At 75.3% G+C, this 20286-nt stretch carries 16 protein-coding genes and 1 pseudogene; 5 read left to right on the top strand and 12 right to left on the bottom strand.

Annotated elements, in window-relative coordinates; genetic code table 11:
• Positions 1–192: 192 nt before the first annotated feature.
• The 7 genes and pseudogenes from ACIOHG_RS32080 to ACIOHG_RS32050 all read right to left on the bottom strand — a co-directional run.
• Positions 193–1431 (bottom strand): annotated as a pseudogene (locus ACIOHG_RS32080) (PP2C family protein-serine/threonine phosphatase); the annotation flags it as partial.
• 251 nt (positions 1432–1682) lie between these two features.
• On the bottom strand, positions 1683–2969 hold the full coding sequence (locus tag ACIOHG_RS32075) for an NAD(P)/FAD-dependent oxidoreductase (RefSeq protein WP_400955831.1): 1287 nt from the start codon (positions 2967–2969) through the stop codon (positions 1683–1685).
• A 255-nt stretch (positions 2970–3224) separates the two neighbouring features.
• A complete protein-coding gene (locus ACIOHG_RS32070; protein WP_400955829.1) occupies positions 3225–3812 on the bottom strand; it encodes a hypothetical protein in 588 nt (195 codons plus the stop codon).
• A gap of 22 nt (positions 3813–3834) precedes the next feature.
• A complete protein-coding gene (locus ACIOHG_RS32065; RefSeq protein ID WP_400955827.1) occupies positions 3835–4410 on the bottom strand; it encodes a hypothetical protein in 576 nt (191 codons plus the stop codon).
• A gap of 34 nt (positions 4411–4444) precedes the next feature.
• Positions 4445–5017 (bottom strand): hypothetical protein, encoded by a 573-nt coding sequence (locus ACIOHG_RS32060; protein ID WP_400955826.1) that lies wholly within the window; start codon positions 5015–5017, stop codon positions 4445–4447.
• On the bottom strand, positions 5014–6783 hold the full coding sequence (locus tag ACIOHG_RS32055) for an alpha/beta hydrolase (RefSeq protein WP_400955825.1): 1770 nt from the start codon (positions 6781–6783) through the stop codon (positions 5014–5016). The genes ACIOHG_RS32060 and ACIOHG_RS32055 overlap by 4 nt, the downstream gene beginning before the upstream one ends.
• Complete coding sequence (locus ACIOHG_RS32050) at positions 6783–7190, bottom strand: hypothetical protein (RefSeq protein ID WP_400955823.1); 408 nt, start codon at positions 7188–7190, stop codon at positions 6783–6785. Before ACIOHG_RS32050 ends, ACIOHG_RS32055 begins: the two co-directional genes overlap by 1 nt.
• A 589-nt stretch (positions 7191–7779) precedes the next feature.
• Here ACIOHG_RS32050 and ACIOHG_RS32045 point away from each other — a divergent pair.
• Both ACIOHG_RS32045 and ACIOHG_RS32040 read left to right on the top strand, forming a co-directional pair.
• Positions 7780–8577 (top strand): TetR/AcrR family transcriptional regulator, encoded by a 798-nt coding sequence (locus tag ACIOHG_RS32045; protein ID WP_400955821.1) that lies wholly within the window; start codon positions 7780–7782, stop codon positions 8575–8577.
• A gap of 385 nt (positions 8578–8962) precedes the next feature.
• Positions 8963–10996, top strand: coding sequence for a sigma-70 family RNA polymerase sigma factor (locus ACIOHG_RS32040; RefSeq protein ID WP_400955819.1), 2034 nt, complete (start codon positions 8963–8965; stop codon positions 10994–10996).
• 50 nt (positions 10997–11046) lie between these two features.
• Here the strand turns inward: ACIOHG_RS32040 and ACIOHG_RS32035 are convergent, their stop codons facing one another.
• The 3 genes from ACIOHG_RS32035 to ACIOHG_RS32025 all read right to left on the bottom strand — a co-directional run bounded on the left by ACIOHG_RS32035 (position 11047) and on the right by ACIOHG_RS32025 (position 14565).
• The gene (locus tag ACIOHG_RS32035) at positions 11047–11742 is read right to left on the bottom strand and encodes a DsbA family oxidoreductase (RefSeq protein WP_400955818.1); all 696 of its coding nucleotides are present in this window, start codon (positions 11740–11742) and stop codon (positions 11047–11049) included.
• A 134-nt stretch (positions 11743–11876) separates the two neighbouring features.
• Positions 11877–12371: a universal stress protein gene (locus tag ACIOHG_RS32030; RefSeq protein WP_400955816.1), complete on the bottom strand. Its 495-nt coding sequence runs from the start codon at positions 12369–12371 to the stop codon at positions 11877–11879.
• Between the two features lie 94 nt (positions 12372–12465).
• Positions 12466–14565, bottom strand: coding sequence for an asparagine synthase-related protein (locus tag ACIOHG_RS32025; protein WP_400955814.1), 2100 nt, complete (start codon positions 14563–14565; stop codon positions 12466–12468).
• Between the two features lie 661 nt (positions 14566–15226).
• On the opposite strand from ACIOHG_RS32025, the gene ACIOHG_RS32020 reads away from it, so the two are divergent.
• The 3 genes from ACIOHG_RS32020 (at position 15227) to trmB (ending at position 18897) form a co-directional block, all read left to right on the top strand.
• Entirely contained in the window at positions 15227–16642 is a 1416-nt protein-coding gene (locus tag ACIOHG_RS32020) for an MFS transporter (RefSeq protein ID WP_400955813.1), read from the top strand.
• Between the two features lie 85 nt (positions 16643–16727).
• Positions 16728–17960, top strand: a complete 1233-nt coding sequence (gene lhgO, locus ACIOHG_RS32015) for an L-2-hydroxyglutarate oxidase (protein WP_400955812.1) — start codon at positions 16728–16730, stop codon at positions 17958–17960.
• A 106-nt stretch (positions 17961–18066) separates the two neighbouring features.
• Positions 18067–18897: a tRNA (guanosine(46)-N7)-methyltransferase TrmB gene (gene trmB, locus ACIOHG_RS32010; protein WP_400955811.1), complete on the top strand. Its 831-nt coding sequence runs from the start codon at positions 18067–18069 to the stop codon at positions 18895–18897.
• A 22-nt stretch (positions 18898–18919) separates the two neighbouring features.
• On the opposite strand, the gene ACIOHG_RS32005 is transcribed toward trmB, so the two are convergent.
• Both ACIOHG_RS32005 and ACIOHG_RS32000 read right to left on the bottom strand, forming a co-directional pair.
• Complete coding sequence (locus tag ACIOHG_RS32005; protein WP_400955810.1) at positions 18920–19483, bottom strand: hypothetical protein; 564 nt, start codon at positions 19481–19483, stop codon at positions 18920–18922.
• 145 nt (positions 19484–19628) lie between these two features.
• Positions 19629–20015 (bottom strand): hypothetical protein, encoded by a 387-nt coding sequence (locus tag ACIOHG_RS32000; RefSeq protein ID WP_400955809.1) that lies wholly within the window; start codon positions 20013–20015, stop codon positions 19629–19631.
• Between the last annotated feature and the right edge of the window lie 271 nt (positions 20016–20286).

Raw genomic sequence — 20286 nt, 5'->3', positions numbered from 1 at the left:
CCGATCCCCGCTCCGAAAAGCGAATCCGCCGCAATCTCCGAAAAAGCGCACAGCACATACGAACGGAGACGCGAAAGGACGCGACCCGCTACGGATCAACTGGTGGTTCTCAGGGATTGGCCGCCCCGGGACCGTCCACGCTGTTGCGTGCTCGGTGCTCCCTGTCGGGCAACTCGAAGAACTTTACACACCATCGGGGTCGGGATCAAGTGGGACTTGGAAGGCCAGGACTGCGACGTCGTCGTCGTGCTCGGCGGTGACGCCGAGGGCGCGGAGGAGGCGGGCGCAGACGGTGTCGGGGGAGGCGACGGGGCCGGCCAGGGTGTCGGCGAGCAGGTCGAGGCCCTGGTCGATGTCCTGGTCGCGGCGTTCGACCAGGCCGTCGGTGTAGAGGACGCCGGTGGTGCCGGGGAGCAGGCGGAGGGTGTGGGAGAGGTGGCCGGCGCCGCCGGTGCCGAGGGGTGGGCCGTTCTGTTCCTCGCCGCGGAGGACGGTGCCGTCGGGGCCGCGGAGCAGCAGGGGGAGGTGGCCGGCGGAGGCGTAGACGAGGGTGGTGGTGGCGGGGTCCCAGACGGCGTAGGTGCAGGTGGCGATCTGGTTGGCGTCGATCTCCATGGCGATGCCGTCGAGCAGGGTCATGATCTCGTGCGGGGGGAGGTCGAGGCGGGCGTAGGCGCGGACGGCGGTGCGGAGCTGGCCCATGACAGCGGCGGCGCGCAGGCCGCGGCCCATGACGTCGCCGATGACGAGTGCGGTGCGTCCGCCGCCGAGGCCGATGACGTCGTACCAGTCGCCGCCCACCGCGGCGTCGGCGCCGCCGGGTTGGTAGGTGGCGGCGACGTGGAGGTCGGCGGGCTGTTCGAGCTTCTGCGGGAGCAGGCTGTGCTGGAGGGTGACGGCGGCCGCGCGCTGGCGGCGTTCGGCTTCGCGGAGGCGGCCGGCGGCCTGGACCTGGTCGGTGACCTCGGTGGCGAAGACCAGGACGCCGGCGGGGGTGGCGCGCTCCTGGGGGCCGAGCGGGACGCAGGCGATGTTGTAGTAGCGGTTGCCGCCGAGGCCGAGGATGCAGCGGGACTTCACACTGCGGGGGCGTCCGCTGCGCAGGACCTGGTCGAGCAGCGGGAGGACGCCGAGGGTGGTGAGTTCGGGGAGCGATTCGGCGGCGGGGCGGCCGGGGGTGCGGGCGCCGAACAGGTCGCGGTAGGCCTGGTTGGCGTAGCCGAGCAGGTGGTGCGGGCCGTGGGTGAGGGCGACGGGGGCGGGCAGGCGGCGGAGGACCTCGCGGAGGTCGTAGAGGTGTTCGGGGTCGCGGAGGTCGGCGGCGAAGGCTGGGTCGCGGGGGCCGGGGACGGTGACGGCGTCGTCCGCGGTGGCGGGGTCGACCCGCCAAGGGGCTCCGGTGAGCCGGGCGCTCCAGCGCATGAGGTTCAACGTCGGCCGCTTCCTCGGGGACTGATGGGGGTGGTGCCTGCTCGATGGACCGTCGCAGTGTGATTATCGCAATGTGTAGGCGATATGCCACTCTCCGCAATGGCCCCGTCGGGTCGATCCTGTCAGGCTCCGGCGCGATTCCGGAAGTCGCGCCCCCGGTACGGCGCGTCTGCTGACGCGCGCGCCGGGGATGTGCTTCGGGCTCCCGCCGAATTCCCCCGGAAGGCCGGACTCCCCCGGAAGACTGTGGATCAGCCGCCCGGACCGGTGGCGGGGTCGGACTCGAATCCGGACTCGAATTCGGCCCGCGGGTGCTCGATCGTGCCGAGCGAGACGACCTCGCGCGGGAACAGGCCGCCGAACAGCCAGTCCATCAGCACCCGGACCCGGCGCTCCCGGCTCGGCAGCCGGCGCAGCTGGCGGGCGCGGTGCAGCCACCAGGCGCGACGGCCGGTGAGCCGGGTGCCGCGTCTGGTGTGGGCGACGGCGCGGCGCAGGCCGAGCGAGGTGGAGCAGGCCGGGTGCTCGGAGCGGTAGCCGGTGAGTGGGCTCCCGGCCAGTTCGGCGGCCAGGTTCTCGGCGAGCAACTTGGCCTGTGCCAGGGCGTGTTGGGCGTTGGGGGCGCAGAGTTCGCCGGTCTGGTCGGGGACGGCGGCGCAGTCGCCGGCCGCCCAGGCGTCGGGGACGGCGACACCCTCCGCGTCCACCACCCGCAGGGTGGGCAGGCAGGTGATCCGGCCGGCGCGGTCGAGCGGCAGGTCGGTGAGGGAGAGCACCGGGGCCGGGCGGACCCCGGCCGTCCAGACCAGCGTGCGGGCGGCGAAGCGGCTGCCGTCGGAGAGCACCATGAGCCGGTCGGCGGCGGACTCCAGGGTGGTGCCGACCCGGACGTCGATGTTGCGCTCGCGCAGTTCGGCGTGGGTGTGGTCGGCGAGTTCGGGGGTCTCCTCGCCGAGGATGCGGTCCTTGGCCTCGACCAGCACCCAGCGCAGGTCGTCCGGTTCGAGGTTGTGGTAGCCCTTGGTCGCGGTGCGGGCCATGTCCTCCAGTTCGGCGAGTGCGCCGACGCCCGCGTAGCCGGCCCCGACGAAGACGAAGGTCAGCGCGGCCTGGCGGAGTTCCGGGTCCCGGGTCGAGGAGGCCAGGTCGAGCTGCTCCAGGACGTGGTTGCGCAGGGCGACCGCCTCGCCGACGGTGGCGAAGCCCATGCCGTGCTCGGCGAGGCCCGGGACGGGCACGGTGCGGGAGACCGAGCCGGGGGCCATCACCAGGACGTCGTACGGGACTTCGGTGGGGAGCCGGAGTTCGCCGCGCGGGGCGGCGTCCACCCAGGCGGTCCGGGCGGCGTGGTCGATCCGGGTGACCCGGGCGGTGAGCACCCGGCAGTCCGGGAGCGCGGTGCGCAGCGGGACGACCACGTGGCGGGGGTCGATGGAACCTGCGGCGACCTCGGCCAGCAGGGGCTGGAAGGTCAGGTACGGCTGCGGTTCGACGACCGTCAGTTCGACCCGACGGTCCTTCAGCTGGGGCCGCAGCAACTGCTGGAGGCGCAGGGCGGTGCTCAGTCCGGCGCAGCCGCCGCCGATGATCAGGACTCGAATGGGGCACCTCCGGCCGGCCCTCGCGCTGTGACCCGTTTCACGTTCCCCCTATGACGCACCCGAGGGCGGCCTCTTGTCCACACTCCGGGCCGGATCGGTCCGAATCCGGTCGCCGAAAAGGGGTGCTGGACACCGTTGCGCCGCCACTGCCGGGAGGACGGCGGGGGCGGCGCGACGGGCGGGGCCGGTTCGTCAGTGCGACCAGTACGGGGCGTCCTGCCGGCCCGCCGGGGTCTTGTTCGGGAGCGGCTCCGGAGCACCGGGATCCTTGAACGGGTAGAGCTCGCCGGGGTATTTCGTCCCGTCCACCCCGGCTTCGATCTCCGCCGTTCCTCCGCTGTCGACCTCCACCGAGACCCAGGCGTTGTCGGGGCGGTGCGCGGTCACGCTCCGGCTCCGGGCGTTCGTCTGCTCCTCCCCCACCGCGTACCCCTGGCCCTTCCAGTACGTCTCGACCTGGCCCAGCAACACCCCGGCTTTCGCCGGGATGATGCGCTCCTCCAGGTGCACGCGCTTCGACAGGTCGGCCTTCCCGTTTCCGCGCCCGAACCGGTCCTGCAGTTCCTTGGCCTCGTACGAGCCGTCACGCCGCTCCACCGCCGGGGTGATCGCGCCGATCGTCCCGTCCAACAAGGAATCAACGGCCCCCTTCGCCTCGACGGGCCTGCCGAGCGGCCCGTCGTCACCGGACGTGGAGCACCCGGCGGCGAGTGGGGTCAGCAGCAGGTCCGTTCCGAACAGCAGCGCCGCCCGGCGGCCTGACGGAATAACAGGTCTCATCGTTCCACCTCTCGGGTCGGGGTCAGTGCGACCAGTACGGGTCGTCCTGCTTGCCCGGGCCGGGCGTGGGGTCGACGGTCGGGTGTGCTGTCTCCTCGGACCGGAAGGGGTAGGTGCTGCCGGGGTCCTTCACCGGATCGACGCTGGCGCCGATGTAGGCGTTTCCGGCGTCGTAGAGCTCGATGAAGACCTGGGTGCCGTCGGGCAGGGTGGCGCTCACGGAGCAAGGGTTGCGCGCGGCGGGGTCCTCCTTGACGGAGTAGCCCTGGGCCTTCCAGTAGTCGCTGGCCTGTCCGAGCAGCACGCCGGCCTTCTCCGGGGAGATCATCGGGCCGAGGTCGCGCCGCTTCCGGAGCAGTGCCTTGCCGTCGGAGTCCTGCTTCCAGTCGACGTGCACCCGCGCCTCGTAACTGCCGTCGCGGTATCCGACAGCGGGCTTCAAGGCTCCGGACGTCCCGTCCAGCACGGCGTCGATGCGGGAACGAGCCTGCTGCAGGTCGATCACGGGCTTCTCGTCGCCCCCGAACGAGCAGCCACTGGTGAGCGCCACGAGCAGCAGGGCTGTTCCGAGTGGCACCGCCCGGCGGTGTGGCGGCATGACGGATCTCATCGTTCCTCCTCTCGGGTCGGGGTCAGTGCGACCAGTACGGGTCGTCCTGGGTGCCGGGTTCGGGGGTACCCGGCGGTCGCGGGGAGGTGGAGGTGTCCCGGAGGGGGTGGTCGAGAGGTGGCGTGACCACCGGGTCGATGCCTGCGGTGATCGTCGCGCTTCCTCCGCCGAGGAACGACACGCCCACCTTTGTCCCGTCCGGGGCGGTGGCGCTCACGCCTTGGACGCCGTTCCCGTTGTTGTCCTCGTGAAGGGTGTAGCCCTGGGCCTTCCAGTAGTCCTTGAGCTGCTGGAGCAGGACGGTCCGCTTGGGCTGGGAGATCATCGGCATGAGGTGACGCTTCTTCAGGACGAGCGACTTGCCGTCGGAATCGTGCTTCCAGTCCGTGTGCTCGCGGACGTCGTACAGCTCGTCGAGGTACTGCACCGGCGGTTGCACCGCGCCCACCGTCCCGGACAGCAGGGCCTCGATGCGCGGCTTGGCCTGCTCGGCCGTGATCGCGCCCCCGCCGTCACCGCCGAACGAGCACCCTGCGGTGAGCGGTGCGCAGAGCAGGACGGCAACGACGGCGAGTGCGTACCTGCGGGGCTTCATCGCTTCTCCTGTCGGCTGACGGCCCCACCGTGTCCGGTGACCACCTGGGCCATGTTGCTCAGCGAAGTGGAGGGCTCACGGGAGTAGGGATCGGAGTCCCAGTAGTCGGAGTGGGAGTCGAACCCGATCGGCCCGTCCGCGACCCGGAAGCGGTTGGCGCCGTACTCGTTGCTGGCCGGATCCTGGCCGAACCACAGTTCGTGTGGATCGGTGGTGTGCCCGACCAGCCCGCCGATGCCGAAACCGGTGGCCATTCCAGCCGGTCCCAGGCCTGCTCCGGCAAGGGCGCCGGCGGTGGCCCAGCCGGCTTCGTTCCCGCTCGGGAGGTGGGACACCGGGTCGTTCTCGGCCGCACCGACCCACACCCGGCTCGGATCGATGCCGAGCTGCCCGGCGTGCTGGACACCGGTTCCGGGGCTGCCGACGATGATGATGTCGTCCACCGGGATGCCGCCGGGACGCTGTGCCGCCTGGCTCATCGTGAACGAGCCGTAGCTGTGGCCGAGGGCGGTCATGTGGGCGGGCTGCCCCTCGTGGGAGGCCCGGAGTCCCTGCAGGAAGCCCTGGTACGCCTCCCCGCCCTGCTCGGCGCGTTCGGTGCCCGCGACGGCAAGGCTCTCTGTGCCGACCCCGTCCTTCTGCGGCGCGTCATAGCCCAGCCAGACGATCGAGGCGACCTGTCGGCTCGGGTCGACGCCCTTCGAGGCGGACCACAGGTCCTTCGCCCGGTTGCCGTCGCCCTCCCCGACGTTGCCCACCTTCGTGCCCAGGCCCGGCACGTAGGAGACCACGTCGTCGGCGGTGTCGGGATTTCCGAACGAGATGGCGGCACGGCCCTGGCCCGTGTCCTCCAGTGCGAGCAGGTATGCCTGCGGGTTCTCGCTCGGCGTCTTCGCGCGGTTGCCGTCCTCCTCGGCCAGGCGCTCCTTGATCCGTTGGAAGCCGGCCAGTTTCTCCTGGTCCGCCGGGGAGAGGGGGTGGCGGCCCTGCATGGTGGTGATGGTGCGGTCGAGGTTGATGCGGTTGGCCCGGTCGCGGGCCGGGGACGGGATGCCGTCGCGGTTGCCGATCTCCTCGGGGTGGTGCTGGATCAGGCGTTGCTGTTCTTCCGGGGGGAGGGCCTTCCACCAGGCGTTGACCTCGGTGGGGGAGGCGTTCTTGCCGGGGATGCCGGTGCTGACGAGGTTCTCGTCCAGGCCGGCGAGGGCGACGGAGGTCATGGCGTCGGTGCCGGCGGTGGCCTGGTCGAGGCCGGCTCCGGTGCGGGCGTTGTCGGTGTAGTGGCGGAGGCGCTCGGCGGTGACCTGGTCGGCGTGGGCGGCCTCCTGGAGGATCTCGCCGATCCGGCCGCCGATCAGGGCGGCGTTGGTGTTGCGGACGGTCTCCTGGATCAGGTCGGTGCTGTCGGAGGGCGGCCAGGAGACCGAGCCGTCCTCGTCGACCCGGTAGCCGTCCTCGGCGGCGTCGGCCAGGGCGGTCCTCAGCTTGGCCTGGGCGATCAGGAAGGCTTCGGCGCCCTCGCGCAGGATGGGCGCGATCCGGCCGAGTTCGGTGCGGGCGGCGCCGAGCTTGCCGGTGGTGGCGTGCAGGGAGGTGTCGGCCCGGTCGGCGGCGTTGCCCCGCCAGCCGGAGTTGCGGACGCCGCCCTCGACGCCGGACGCCCAGACCTCGCTGTGCTGTTCGAAGGCGGTGGAGAGCCGGGCGTAGGCGTCGGCGGCGGCGAGCAGGTCGTCGGGGCGGGCGTCGCGGAGGGTTCGGAGGTCCATCAACGGGCCCCTTCCCGGGAGTTCGCGGCACCGGTCGCACCGAGGAGGCGGGCGTCCTCGGGGTCGGCCGGGGCGGGCATGGTGCGGGCGCCCCGGAACCCGTGGTCGGACGGGGCGGGCGCGCCGCTCCCGGGCGCGGTGACCGCCCGGGAGGCGTCCTGTTCGCCGGTGCGGTAGTTGACTGCGGTCTGAATCAATTTGTCGCCCTGGGAGTCCATCTCGCGGGAGAGGTCGTCCAGCAGGCGCTTCCACTCGTCGGTGCAGGCGTTGAGTTCGCCGCCGGTCTGCCAGCCGCGCAGGCCGGCCTCTGCCGTGTCCGAGGCGCCGAGGACGCCGCGGGTCTCGCCGGGGACGGCTTCGGCCGTCCGCTGAGCCGTCCGTCCGGCCTGTTCGATTTCCTCGGGCACGACGGAGAATCCGTCGCCCCCGTTCCCCCCGGTTTCCACCGGTCGCATCATGACCCCCCATGAGTTTCGCGCAGGTGCGGATGTGCAGTTGTTGTGGAGCCGAATCGGTCACGCTAGCGAATGATGATCGGCCCGGTCAGGGAAACGCATACGTTCCATCCTTGCGGGAATGGGGAAGCGGGGGTTCCGGAGCTTCTGACGGAGCGTCAAGGACGAGCAAAGAAGGGCGACTCGGGAGGAAACGCGCGGCCGGGGGCGGTGACGGAGGGCTGTGACGGGTCTCACGTAGGGTGAAACTCCGGTTCGGCGAGGGTTTTGGCCGGGGTGGAGCGGGGATCGGTCCGATCCGGGGCGTGGAGTGGTCCACTTCTGCGGCGAACTTCCCTGAACTATGGTCGGATTGTGCTTCGGGCCGCCGATGGTGCCGGTCCGTTCGCCCGGTACCGGTGGCGTCGGCGCGGACTGCCCGGCGGCCAACCGGGGAAGGTAGTGCGCGGACGTCGGACCGGAGAATCGGTGTCGACCGCGCGCGCCAGGGCGCAGTAGCCGTGCGGGTGCCCACGACGGGGCGCCTCGGGGGAGGTATCGCATGTCGGATCAGGATCAGTTGGCGGGGCGGGTGCCGGTGTCTGCGTTCGGGAGGGCCGCGGTGGATGTGGTGCCGGAGCAGCGCGGCCCGGGCGGCCGGGAGCGGTACGCCTTCCCGTCCGGCGAGCGGTCGGTGGAGGCCGGGGGGCGGGGGGCGAACTCCCGGCTGCGGGTGGACGCCCGGCGGAACCTGGAGAGCGTGCTGCGCGCCGCGCGCGAGGTGTTCGGCGAACTCGGTTACGGGGCGCCGATGGAGGAGGTCGCCCGGCGGGCCGGGGTCGGCGTCGGCACGGTGTACCGGCGCTTCCCGAGCAAGGAGGTGCTGGTCCAGCGGATCGCCGCCGAGGAGGTCACCTGGCTGACCACCCAGGCCCGGGAGTCGCTGTACGGCGGGCTGACCGGTCCGTGGGACGCGCTGGCGGGCTTCCTGCAGCGGGCCGCCGCCTCGGGCGCGGGCCGGCTGCTGCCGCCGGAGGCGTTCCGGTACGCCGAGGAGATCGGCCGGGTGCCGGAGCAGCGCGGTACCGAACTCCGGCCGTTCGGCGGCCAGTCGGCGGCGGACCCGGCCGAGCAGAGCGCGGACCCGCGGCTGCTGCTGCAGCTGCTGGCCGCGCTGGTGGCCCGCGCGGGGGCGGCCGGCGAGCTGCGGCCCGGGGTGACGGTGGCCGACGTGGTGCTGGTGCTGACGGCGGCCGTGCCGGTGCACGCGGCGGCGGCGATGCCGGTCGGCGAGTCCGGCGAGGGCAGTGCCGGGGACCGGCTGCTGCAGATCCTGCTCCAGGGGCTGCGCGCCGCCTGACCGGGCGGCGGGCCGGGGTTCCGGCCCGGTCGCGGTGCCGAACCGGGGCCGGGGGTCGACGAATTGACGAGCGGTGCGGGACGATGGCCGGGCGGGGGGTTCCGGCCGGGCGCACGTTCGGGTGACGGGTCGGAGCGGTCCGCGCTGCGGGGAGCGATGCTGTGCGAGACCGTCCGAATACCCGCGGCTCCGGCGCTGCCCGGCTCCGAACACCTCGGCGAGCGGTTGCCCGGAAGAGTGGGCCCGGGCGGAAGCGGCTACCGGTGGTCGCTGCGCTATGCCATCCTTTGCCCGTGGTTGGAGCCATTGTCCCGTTGCGTACCGTGACCGCCCTCGACGTCGAGGGGCGGCCCGTTCCGTACGCCGCGCCGCGGGGCGGTGCCCGGTGAGTCCCGAGGAGCAGGGCGAGGTCGGGGAGTTCGGCGCCGGTCCGGTCGCGCCCGGGCAGGTCCCGGACCAGGGCGGCAGCCCCGCCCGGGAGTCGCTGAGCGGGCGGGTGCCGGGCCAGGCCCCGGCCGGCCTCGGCGGGGTCGCCCCGGAGGCGTTCGTCGGCGACGAGTCCTTCGTCCCCGACGAGTTGCAGGCCCGGGCCACGGTGCCCGCCCCCGCCGACCCGGTCGACGGGGAACGCCCGGCCTCGGACGCCGAGTTGACCGCCCGGGTGCGGGCCGGCGAGGACGCCGCGTACGAGGAGATCTACCGGCGGCACGCCGACGCCGTCCGCCGCTACGCCCGGACCTGCTGCCGGGACAGCTTCACCGCCGAGGACCTGGCCGGTGAGGTGTTCGCCCGCACCCTGCAGGCGCTCAAGGCCGGCAAGGGGCCGGAGTTCGCCGTCCGCGCCTACCTGCTGACGGCGGTCCGGAACGTCGCGGCGGCCTGGGCCCGCTCGGACCGGCGGGAGCAGCTGGTCGACGACTTCACCGGCTTCGCCGAGGGCTCCGCCGCCACCATCGAGTTCGACCTCGCCGACCCGGGTGCGGACGCCTGGGCGCTGGCGCTGGCGGACCGGCGGATGGTGATGCGCGCGTACGCCGAACTGCCCGAGGACGACCGGGTGGTGCTCTGGCACACCGAGGTCGAGCGGGAGTCGCCGAAGACCGTCGCGGTGATGCTCGGCAAGACCGCCAACGCGACGGCGGTGCAGGCCCACCGGGCCCGTGACCGGCTCGCCGCCGCCTTCCTGCAGGCCCACGTCTCCGGCAGCCAGGAGTCCGGCTGCGCGGCGTACGCCAACCGGCTCGGCGCGTACGCCCGCGGCTCGCTGCGCAAGCGCGCCTCCGCGGAGGTCGGCAAGCACGTCCAGGAGTGCGACCGGTGCACGGCCGCGTACCTGGAGCTGGCCGACATCAACCACAGCCTGCGCGCCGTGCTGCCCGGCGGGGCGCTGCTCTGGATCGGGACCGGCTGGTTCTCGGTCGCGGCCGCGGCGGTCGGCGGTGCCGCCGTCACGGGCGTGGCCGTCACCGGCGCGACCGTGGTGGGCGGCACCACCGCCACCGGTGGGACGGGCACGGCCGGTGCCGCGGCCGGGGGTACCGCCGCGGGCGGGGCCGGGTCCTCCGGCAGTGGCGGTGCCGCCGCGGCTGGCGAGGGCCTGGGCACCGCCGCGAAGGCGGGCATCGCCGCGGGCATCGCGGTGGTGGCCGCCGCGGTCGCCGCGTTCGCGCTCACCGGTTCGCCCGAGCCGGCCCCGCCGGTGGCCGCGCCGCCGGCCACCACGGCGCCGGACACCCCCGCGCCGGTGCCGAGCCCCGCGCCCACGCCGTCACCGACGTCCACGCCGACCCCCGAGCCGGAGCCGACGCCGACTCCCACCCCCACGCCGTCACCGACGCCGACCCCGACCCCCGATCCGAAGCCGTCCCCGACGCCCCGGCAGGTTCCCCCGCCCGCACCGGCGCCGGACCCCGCGCCGTCACCGACGCCGACCCCGACCCCGACTCCCACGCCGGAGCCGACGCCGTCGCCCACGCCGACGGTCAGCCAGTTCTGGTTGGACGAGCTGCCGCTGAACCGCGGGCACCGGGCGGCGGAGGCCGGTCCGACCATCCGCGGCGGCGGCCAGGTGCTGCAGCGGCCGGCGGCCTGGCTGCACGGCAACCGCTACCAGCACGTGCTGGCCGTCCCGGTGCCGGCCCGGGTCACCATCGACCTGAACCGGCCCTGCCGGTCCTTCGACGCGGTGGTGGGCCTCGACGACCTGGGCGTCTCGTTCGGCCGGGCGGTGTTCTCCGTCCAGGGCGACGACGGCACGGTGCTGTGGAGCTCCCCCGAGATGTCCCCGTGGGACCGCCCGGTGCCGGTGCACGTCCCGCTCGACGGCCAGTCCGCCCTCCGGCTGCTGGTCACCCCGGCCTCGGGCTCCGTCCCGGTCATCGACCTCGCGGACTGGGCCCAGGCCCGGCTGACCTGCTGACCGCCTGGCTGACCCGGGCCGGGCCCCGAAGCCGGGCCCCGGGGCCGCGGTCAGATCGCGCAGGTGCCGTCCTCGCAGGTGTCGGCGGCCGGGGCGAGCGGGACGATCTGCTGGGCGGTCTCGGCCTCGACCTGGCGGAGCACCTGGAGGAAGGTCTCGGCCTCCTGGCCGCCCTGGACGGCCCACTTGCCCTCGAAGACGAAGGTGGGGACGGCGGTGACGCCGATGGCGCGGGCCTCGGCGAGGGCGGCCCGGGTCTCGGCCTCGCCCTCGTCGCCGGCCAGGTAGGCGGCGGCGCGCTCGCGGTCGACGCCGACCTCGGCGGCGAGCTCGACCAGCGCCTCGGCGGCGCCGACGTTCACGCCCTCGGCGAAGTGGGCCTTGAGCAGGCGCTCCTTGAGCGCGGCCTGGACGGCGGGGCCGTACTCGGTCTCGGCGAGGTGGAGCAGGCGGTGCGCGCGGAGGGTGTTGACCTCCTGCACGGTGTCGAAGTCGTAGTCGATGCCGAGGGTGCGGCCGACCTCGGTGATCCGGGCGTCCATGGCGAGGGACTGCGGCCCGTAGCGCTCGGCGAGCCACTCGCGGTGCGGGCGGGCCTGCTCGGGGGCGTCCGGGACCAGCTGGTAGGGGCGGTAGACCACCTCGACGCCGTCCTTGCCCTCGAAGGCGTCGAGGGCCTGCTCGAAGCGCCGCTTGCCGACGTAGCACCAGGGGCAGGCGATGTCCGAGTAGATTTCGACCTTCATGGCGGGGATGACTCCTGTCGGGCGGTTCGCGGCGGCCGGCCGGCCTCCGCAAGGAAGGTGAACGCTCAACCATCGGGAGTCATTCCGGGCCGGACCGGGACGGATCGCCCCACCCCTCCTCGGCGGGCGGCGGCTCAGCCCTCCTCGGCGGGCGGCGGGACGACCAGCACCGGGCAGGTCGCGTGGTGGACGGCGGCGGTGCTGACCGAGCCGAGCAGCAGCCGGGCGAAGCCGCCGTTGCCGCGGGTGCCGAGGACCAGGGTGTGCCGTCCCCCGGCGGCCCGGAGCAGCAGGTCGACGACGTTGCCGAGGACGACGTGCAGGGTGAGCTCGCCGGCGTAGGGGCGGGGGCGGGCGGCCTGGACGGTGGCGACGGCCCGGCGCAGGCCGTCGGACATGCTCGCGGTCAGCCGTTCGGCGCTCTCCTGGACCAGGTCGGCCATGCCGGGCGGGTAGCCGGCCGGCGAGGGGTTGACCACGGCGAGCACGTGCAGTGGGAGGCGGTGCGCCTCGGCCTCGGTCATCGCGCGGTCGAGGGCCCAGAGCGAGGCGTCGGAGCCGTCGCAGCCGGTGAGGATCGCGGGGCCGGGCGGCGGCGGCTCGGTGCGGACGGGCAGCTCGGCGGTCATCGCGGGCCTCCGGGGGCAGGGGCGGGACGGGCACCGACGCTATCCCGGGGCCGTCCGCCCACCGCGCAGGCGCGCTAGCGAAACTGATGGGCAGTCAGGTGGCGAGCGCAGTGCGCCGGGGCGCGGGCAGGCCGGTCCAGGAGGAGCCGGGGCGGCGGGCGGCCAGGCGGCGCAGCCAGAGTTCCGTCCCGATCACCTCGGCGAGGGCGGCGAGCATGGCGGGGGACGCCGTCCGGGCGGGGTCGGCGGCGGCGGCGAGGGCCTTGCGGGCGGCGGGGGTGTCGAGCAGTCCGGCCTCGCCGAGCAGCGGGCGGTCGAGGAGTTCGGCGAGGACGGGGGCGGCGGCACGCAGGCCGCGCCGGGCCAGTTCGTGCCGGTCGGGGCCGGCGGTGCGGCCCCAGCCGGCGGGGAGGTCGGTGCGGCCGGCGCCGGCCAGCACGGCGGCGAGCAGGGCGGGGCGGGAGCCGGGTTGCAGCCGCAGGTCGTCGGGGAGCAGCCGGGCGGCGCGCAGCACCTGGTTGTCGAGGAAGGGGGCGTGCAGGCGCTGGCCGTGCTGTTCGGTGGCGTGCACCAGGGTGCGGTAGCGGGCGGCGTGCCGGTGCAGGGCGAGCCGGGCCCGGCGGGCGCCCGGGGGTTCGGTGGGGGCGGGGCCGCGGGCGGCGGTGCGCAGGTGCTGGGCGAGGGCGGCGAGCGGTTCGTCGGCGAGCAGGTGGGCGGCCGGGCCGGGGCGGTGCCAGGCGAGTTCGGCGACCGTGGAGTTGCCCATCGTCCTTCCGGAATAAGGCCCCTGACGGAGGGTCAGGCGCACGGCGAGGTCGTCGAGGGCGTCGGCGTAGCGGCCGCGGGCGAGGCGGCGGGCGGCGCGCAGCACGGTGACGGGGGTCTGCAGGGTGCCGGTGAGGGCGCCGGCGGCGGCCCGGTCGGCGCCGGCCAGGGCGGCGAGCGGGGCGAGCAGGTCGAGCGGGCGGCCGGCCCGGATCAGGTCGGAGAGCCGGGCGGGGTGGCCGTCGAGGACCTGGCGGGCGCCGTGGCCGGTGAGGTGGTCGGCGCCGCCGGCCCGGTGGGCGGCGGCGTAGCGGGCGGTCTCGGTGAGCACGGGGCCGGGTTCGTCGGTGAGCGGTCCGGCCAGCGGGTCGGCGAGTCCGGCGTAGGGGGCGACCGGGTCGAGGACGAGGTGGCGGAGCCGGGGGGCGTGCACGGCGAGGGCGAGTCCGGTGGCGTCGCCGAGGGTGACGGCGGGCAGCGGTTCGGGTTCGGGCGGGTCGGGGCGCCGGGCCCAGGAGCCCTTGACGGCGCCGGTGCGGGCGGCGGGCCGTTCGGGTCCGGCCCCGGGCCCGGGCCCGGTGTCGGGTCCGGGCCCGGCGGGCAGCGGGACGGCGGCGGCGAGCAGGGCGACGGTGGCGGAGGCGGTGCCGTAGGAGAGGTCGACGCCGAGCCGGGGCCGGTCGGCGGGGGCGGTGGCGCGGACCCGGCAGCGGACGGCTTCGAGCAGGGCGCGGGTGAGTTCGCGGACGGCGGGGGCCTCGGCGCGCTCCTCGGCGGGGTCCTCCGGGTAGGAGGTGTGGTCGGCGCGGCCGCCGCGGATGCCGAGGGCGTGGCCGGGCGGGACGCGGTGCACGCCGCGGTAGGGGGTGCGGTCGCCGAGCGTCTCGGGGGTCTCGGGGGTGGCGAGGCGGGCGGCGAGGTGGCCGGCGTCGACGGGGGCGCCGACCAGGTCGGCGAGCGGGAGGGCGGCGGTGGCGTAGGCGGTGCCGCCGGCGAACGGGGTGTGGAAGACGGGGCGGGCGCCGGCCAGGTCGGTGAGCAGCACGGTGGAGCGGGTGCCGGTGCGCAGCACGACGGTGTAGCTGCCGGGCCAGCGGGTGAGGTGGCGCAGGGCGCCGCCGCGGGCGGCGGCGAGGCCGTCGGCGAGTTCGCGGTCGGTGGCACCGCAGCGGCCGGCGACGACCAGGCGCAGGGTGGCGGGGGTGTCGTGGCCGGCGTCGTCGGCGGGGTCGCGCGGGTCGAGGGCGCCGCGGACGGTGGCGGGGCCGCCGGGGCGGAGCACGGCGAGGCGCAGTTCGTCGGGGCGCCAGTCGCCGACCGCCCAGAGCGGGCCGGGTCCGCCCCAGAGCAGGGTGCCGGCGATCGGGCGGACCGCGGCGAGGGTCGGGTCGGCGGCGGTCGGGCCGCTCCAGCCGGTGAGCCACCGCATCGCGCCTCCACCTGTGGTGCGGGCGCGCACGGCGAACGACCGGGCGGGCGTACGGGGTTGGCGCGCCGTCAGGAGACATCGTGCCACCACCGGGGCCGTCGGGCGCCGGCCTTTCCGGGGTCGCGGGGACGCACGGACCGGGCCTCCCCCTCCGGGGCCCGGGCCGTGCGGGTCCCGAACTCCCCTCCGGGGTACGGTCGGTGACCGGTCGCGCGAGTTCCGGCGCGGTCCGCGGGCGCCGTCGCCCGGCCGTTTTTGGCCGAAAGCCGCCGCACGGACCGGGAGGGCATCCGCATGCCCTCCCGGACCCGCCGCTGCCCGCGGGGATCGAGGCAGCGTTTCCCCCGGCCCGCCGGGTCCTCGACGGCGGGCCGATCCACGGGGTCCAGCGAATCGCCCACCTGCCGCTGCGGACAGGGAGCACGGGTGGCGCACGCGGGCACGGGCCCGGAGCACGGGCGTCCGGCAGGTGCCGGGGAACCGTGCCGCGGGCCCCCGGGCGCCCGGCGCGGACGCGGCGCGTTCCCGCCAACCGGAATGCGACCTCTTAACCCTGGGAAGGCGGGCGACTACGCTAGGTGCTGCAGTCCGGTGGCGTGCTGCTGTCCCAGCGCCCCGTCGCCATCCGCGCACGACGTCGCCAGGGGGTGCCACCGCCACCATGACCGTCAGCTCACGAGGGCCGAACGACCGGCTCGGGGCCCTCCTCGCGCTCGCCCAGATCAGCAACGCGGGGCTCGCCCGCCGGGTCAACGACCTGGGCGCGCAACGCGGCCTGACCCTCCGCTACGACAAGACCTCGGTGGCCCGCTGGGTGACCAAGGGGATGGTGCCGCAGCGCCCGGTGCCGCACCTGATCGCCACCGCGCTCGGCAACAAGCTGGGCCGCCCGGTGCCGCTGGAGGAGATCGGCCTGGCCGATTCGCACCCCACGCCCGAGCTGGGCCTGGAGTTCCCGCGCGAGGTCCCGGAGGCGGTCCGCTCCGCCACCGAGCTGTGGCGGGTCGACCTGGACCTGCGGCGCGGCCCCGGCGGCGGCCGGTGGAGCGACAGCCTGGCCGGCACCTTCTCGGTGTCCGCGTACGCCACCCCGGTCTCGCGCTGGCTGATCACGCCCGCGGACGGCTCGGTGGCCCGCGAGGCCGTCCCCGACCTGACGGGGTACCGAGTGGGGCACGTGGACGCGGCGAAGCTCCGCGAGGCCGCCCAGGAGGCCCGCCGCTGGGACTCCAAGTACGGGGGCGGCGACTGGCGCTCCTCGATGGTGCCGGAGTGCCTGCGGGTGGAGGCGGCCCCGCTGCTGCTCGCCTCGTACAGCGACGCGGTGGGCCGGGCGCTGTTCGGCGCGACCGCCGAACTGACCAGGCTGGCGGGCTGGATGGCCTTCGACACCGGCCAGCACGAGGCGGCGCAGCGCTACTACATCCAGGCGCTGCGGCTGGCCCGGGCGGCGGGGGACGTGCCGCTCGGCGGGTACGTGCTGGCCTCGATGAGCCTGCAGGCCGCCTACCGGTCCTTCCCGGACGAGGCGGTGGACCTGGCGCAGGCGGCGCTGGAGCGCAACCGGGGCCTGGCCACGGCCCGCACCATGAGCTTCTTCCACCTGGTCGAGGCCCGGGCGCACGCCAAGGCCGGCAACGCCCCCGCCTGCGGCGCCGCGCTGGCCGCCGCGGAGGCCGCGCTGGACCGGGCCCGCCCCGGCGACGCCGACCCGAGCTGGATCGACTTCTACGCCTACGACCGGCTGGCGGCGGACGCCGCCGAGTGCTTCCGCGACCTCGGAGTGCCCAGCAAGGTGCGGCAGTTCACCCGGGAGGCGCTGGCCCGGCCGACCGAGGGCTTCGTCCGCTCGCACGGCCTGCGGCTGGTGGTCTCGGCGATGGCCGAGGCGGAGGCCGGCGACCTGGACGCCGCCGTCGCGGCCGGGGAGCGGGCCGTCGAGGTGGCGGGGCGGATCTCCTCGCACCGCAGCCGCGAGTACGTGGTGGAGCTGCTGCGCCGGCTGGAGCCGTACCGGGACGAGCAGCGGGTCAAGGAGCTGACCGAGCGGGCCCGGCTGGTGCTGACCACGGGCTGACGGCCCGTCAACTCCTACGCGGGCCGGGCCCGCCCGTGGCACCATCGGGCGGGTCCGGTCCGAACGTTCGCAAAGGGGTGCGGGGTTGAAGCACGACGTCCAGGTCCTGGTGGTCGGCGGCGGCATCGTCGGCCTGTCCACCGCGTACGCGCTCACCCGGGAGCACCCCGGGCTGGGCGTCACCGTCCTGGAGAAGGAGACCTCGCTCGCCGCCCACCAGACCGGCCGCAACAGCGGGGTGATCCACAGCGGCGTCTACTACCGGCCCGGCTCGCTCAAGGCCCGGTACGCCACCGACGGGGCCCGCGAGATGGTCGAGTTCTGCCGCGACCAAGGCATCGCGCACGAGGTCACCGGCAAGCTGATCGTGGCCACCGACCGGGCCGAACTGCCCCGGCTGGCCGCCCTGGCCGAGCGCGGCCGGGCCAACGGCATCCCGCTGCTCGAACTCGACCCGGCCGGCATCCGCGAGCACGAGCCCGAGGTGTCCGGCATCGCGGGCCTGCACCTGGCCACCACCGGCATCTGCGACTACCCGGCGGTGGCCCGCCGGTACGCGGCGCTGGCCGGCGAGCGCGGGGCCGAGCTCCGGCTCGCCAGCACCGTCCTGGGCATCGCCCGGCGGTCCGACGGCGTCACCGTCACCACCCCGCACGGCGAGATCCGCTGCGCGGTGCTGGTCAACTGCGCGGGCCTGCACAGCGACCGGATCGCCCGGCTGGCCGGCGACGACCCCGGCGTCCGGATCGTGCCGTTCCGCGGCGAGTACTACGAACTCGTCGAGCACCGGCGGAAGCTGGTCCGCGGCCTGGTCTACCCCGTCCCGGACCCGGCCTTCCCGTTCCTCGGCGTGCACCTGACCCGGGGCGTGCACGGGGACGTCCACGTCGGGCCGAACGCGGTGCCGGCGCTGGCCCGCGAGGGCTACGACTGGCGGACGTTCATCCCCCGGGACGTGGCCGAGACGGTGCGCTTCCCCGGCGCCTGGCGGATCGCCCGCCGGCACTGGCGCTACGAGCTGGGCGAGCTGCACCGCTCGCTCTCCAAGCGGGCCTTCACCACCGCCGTCCGCCGCCTGCTGCCCGCCGTCACCGAGGCCGACCTGGTCCCGACCGCGGCCGGGGTGCGGGCCCAGGCGGTGGCCGCCGACGGCACCCTGCTCGACGACTTCGCCTTCGCCGGCTTCGACCCGGCGGACCGGCGCTCCCCGCGCCGGGTGGTGCACGTCCTCAACGCGCCCTCCCCGGCGGCGACGGCCTCGCTGGCAATCGGCCGCGAGGTGGCCCGCCGGGCGGTGGCGGCGCTGGCCGCGGGCTGAGCGCCGGGCTGCAGGCGGCAGGCGGCGGGCTGAGCGCCGGGTGCCGAGCGGGCCCGGTGGCGGCCGCGCCCGGCCCGTCGCGTCACCCGTTTAGACTGGTGCGATTGTGACCTCCTCCGCCCCCAGCACCCAGTCGTCCGCGTCGGCCCGGCTGTCCGCCGCCCCGGCGGGCTACCCCGCGCCCATGTACCCGCACAAGGCCACCGAGGCCCAGCACCGCGAGCAGCGCATCCGCAGCTTCCAGCCCCGCCGGGGCCGGATGACCAAGGCCCAGGCCGGGGCGCTGGACCGCGGCTGGGAGCGGTACGGCTTCGCCATCGACGGCACGCCGCTGGACGTGGCGTCGCTCTTCGACGGCCGCCCGGTGACGCTGGAGATCGGCTTCGGGATGGGCGACACCACGGCCGCGATGGCCGCCGCCGCCCCCGACGCGGGCATCCTCGCCGCCGACGTGCACACCCCGGGCCACGGCAACCTGCTGCAGTTCCTGGAGCGCGACGGCTCCGACAACGTCCGCCTGGCGGCGGGCGACGCGGTGATCCTGCTGCGCGACATGCTGCCGGACGCCTCGCTGGCCGGTCTGCGGGTGTTCTTCCCGGACCCGTGGCCGAAGCCGAAGCACCACAAGCGCCGGCTGATCCAGGAGTCCTTCCTGGCCCTGGTGCTGCCGCGGCTCGCGCCGGGCGCGCTGGTGCACTGCGCGACGGACTGGGAGCCGTACGCGGAGCAGATGCTGGCCGTCCTGGGGGCCTCGCCGGAGCTGGTCAACCTGCACCCGGAGGGCGACGGCTCGGGCTGGCTGGAGCCGGCCGAGCACCCGGCGGGCAGCGTGCCGGGCTACGCGCCGCGGCCCGACTGGCGTCCGGTGACGAAGTTCGAGCGGGCCGGCCTGGCCAAGGGCCACGTGGTGCACGACCTGCTGTTCCGCCGCCGCTGACCCGTCCCGCCGGGCCCGCCGGTCAGGCGGTGACCTTCCCATCGGTGATCTTCCCGGCGGCGATCAGCGCGGCCAGCGCCGTCCGCTGCGCGTAGGCCAGCAACCCGACGGTGACCGCGGCCATCAGCAGCCCGAACAGCAGGTGCCCGAGGACGCCGGTCACGGCCGCGCCCAGCAGCCCGAGCAGGAAGTGGCTGCCGATCCGCAGGCCGACCAGCGCGAGCGCGGTGTTCCGGGTGCCCTTGCCCCGCCACATCAGCTTGGCGAGCTTGAGCCGGCTGCGCATCATCGTCAGCGAGACCGCCAGGTTGACCGCGCCCAGGGCGACCAGCGCGGGCCAGGCGTCGGGCACCGCGCGCAGCAGGTCGAAGGCCCCGGCGAGGACGCCCTCGAAGCCGAAGAACCAGACCGGCAGCCGCATGTCGGCCGCGCTCGGCAGCTCCTCCGCGACGGGCGCCACGGGCTGCACGGGCTCGACCGGCGCCACGGGCTCCAGCGGCTTCACGAGCTCGACGGGCTTCGCGGGCCGCACGGGCTTCGCCAGGACGGCGGTGGTGGCGTAGGTGTCGATGGTGATGCTGCTCATGGTGTCCCCCGGTCCGTCCCCGTGACCCGCCCGGGCCCTTGCCCGGCGGTGGCACCACTCTGCCCGGGCGACCCCGCCCGGGCCCAGGATGCGCCGTCACCAGCTCCGCATGACGGATGTCACGAGCCTCCGGCCGCCGGGGGGATCACCGCCCCGGAACCGCCGGGGGCCGGGGGACGGCCGCCGCGCCGCGCTCGCCGATCTCATCGACCAACCATGCCTGGTAGGCGTGGAGTTGGCCCCGGTCGTCGAAGCCGCGCCGCCGCTCGTACGGCTCGGCGGCGTGCACCAGGACCCGGACCCCGAACCGGCGCCGGCCGCGCCCGATCCGGACCAGGCCTGCGATCCCCCACAGCAGCAGCGCGACCGGCACGATCACCAGGGCGACCGGGTGGACGAACGCCGCGTCCCAGTGGGACTTCCCCAGCGGGAACGGCTCCCGGAAGAACATCTCGATCCGTACGCCGTCCGGCCCGGTGACTTCCCGGCGCCCGGACGGCGGCAACTGCTCCGACGGCTTCTTCTCCCCCATGGCCCCAGGGTAGGGAGGCCGGGCGCCCGGCGGGACCCGTTCGACCGTGCTGACGATCCGTCACCCTCCGGGTGCGGATCGTACCGACCTCTCCCGGCGGAACGCGGGCTTCCCCTACCCTGCTGCAGGTGAGCAGTCCGCCCGGCGGCCGGGCCTCCCCCGGGCCGCCCGTGGGGGCGGCCGCCATGGCCGCCGAGTCCCCGACGCCCCCCACCGGCCTCCGGCCGATTCCGGAGCCGGCCGCGCGCCGGGCCTGCGGGCTGTTCCCGGG

Source organism: Kitasatospora sp. NPDC088134 (assembly GCF_044741705.1).
In the GTDB taxonomy this organism is placed as follows: Bacteria; Actinomycetota; Actinomycetes; order Streptomycetales; family Streptomycetaceae; genus Kitasatospora.
This window is presented reverse-complemented; position numbering and strand designations above follow the sequence as displayed.

Excerpts from the sequence above, each read along its gene's own strand:
- ACIOHG_RS32055 (WP_400955825.1), bottom strand. The coding sequence starts at position 6,783 with ATGGACCTCCGAACCCTCCGCGACGCCCGCCCCGACGACCTGCTCGCC.
- ACIOHG_RS32070 (WP_400955829.1), bottom strand. The coding sequence starts at position 3,812 with ATGAGACCTGTTATTCCGTCAGGCCGCCGGGCGGCGCTGCTGTTCGGA.
- ACIOHG_RS32030 (WP_400955816.1), bottom strand. The coding sequence starts at position 12,371 with ATGACCGCCGAGCTGCCCGTCCGCACCGAGCCGCCGCCGCCCGGCCCC.
- ACIOHG_RS32065 (WP_400955827.1), bottom strand. The coding sequence starts at position 4,410 with ATGCCGCCACACCGCCGGGCGGTGCCACTCGGAACAGCCCTGCTGCTC.
- ACIOHG_RS32035 (WP_400955818.1), bottom strand. The coding sequence starts at position 11,742 with ATGAAGGTCGAAATCTACTCGGACATCGCCTGCCCCTGGTGCTACGTC.
- ACIOHG_RS32045 (WP_400955821.1), top strand. The coding sequence starts at position 7,780 with ATGTCGGATCAGGATCAGTTGGCGGGGCGGGTGCCGGTGTCTGCGTTC.
- ACIOHG_RS32005 (WP_400955810.1), bottom strand. The coding sequence starts at position 19,483 with ATGAGCAGCATCACCATCGACACCTACGCCACCACCGCCGTCCTGGCG.
- ACIOHG_RS32020 (WP_400955813.1), top strand. The coding sequence starts at position 15,227 with ATGACCGTCAGCTCACGAGGGCCGAACGACCGGCTCGGGGCCCTCCTC.
- ACIOHG_RS32025 (WP_400955814.1), bottom strand. The coding sequence starts at position 14,565 with ATGCGGTGGCTCACCGGCTGGAGCGGCCCGACCGCCGCCGACCCGACC.
- ACIOHG_RS32060 (WP_400955826.1), bottom strand. The coding sequence starts at position 5,017 with ATGAAGCCCCGCAGGTACGCACTCGCCGTCGTTGCCGTCCTGCTCTGC.
- ACIOHG_RS32000 (WP_400955809.1), bottom strand. The coding sequence starts at position 20,015 with ATGGGGGAGAAGAAGCCGTCGGAGCAGTTGCCGCCGTCCGGGCGCCGG.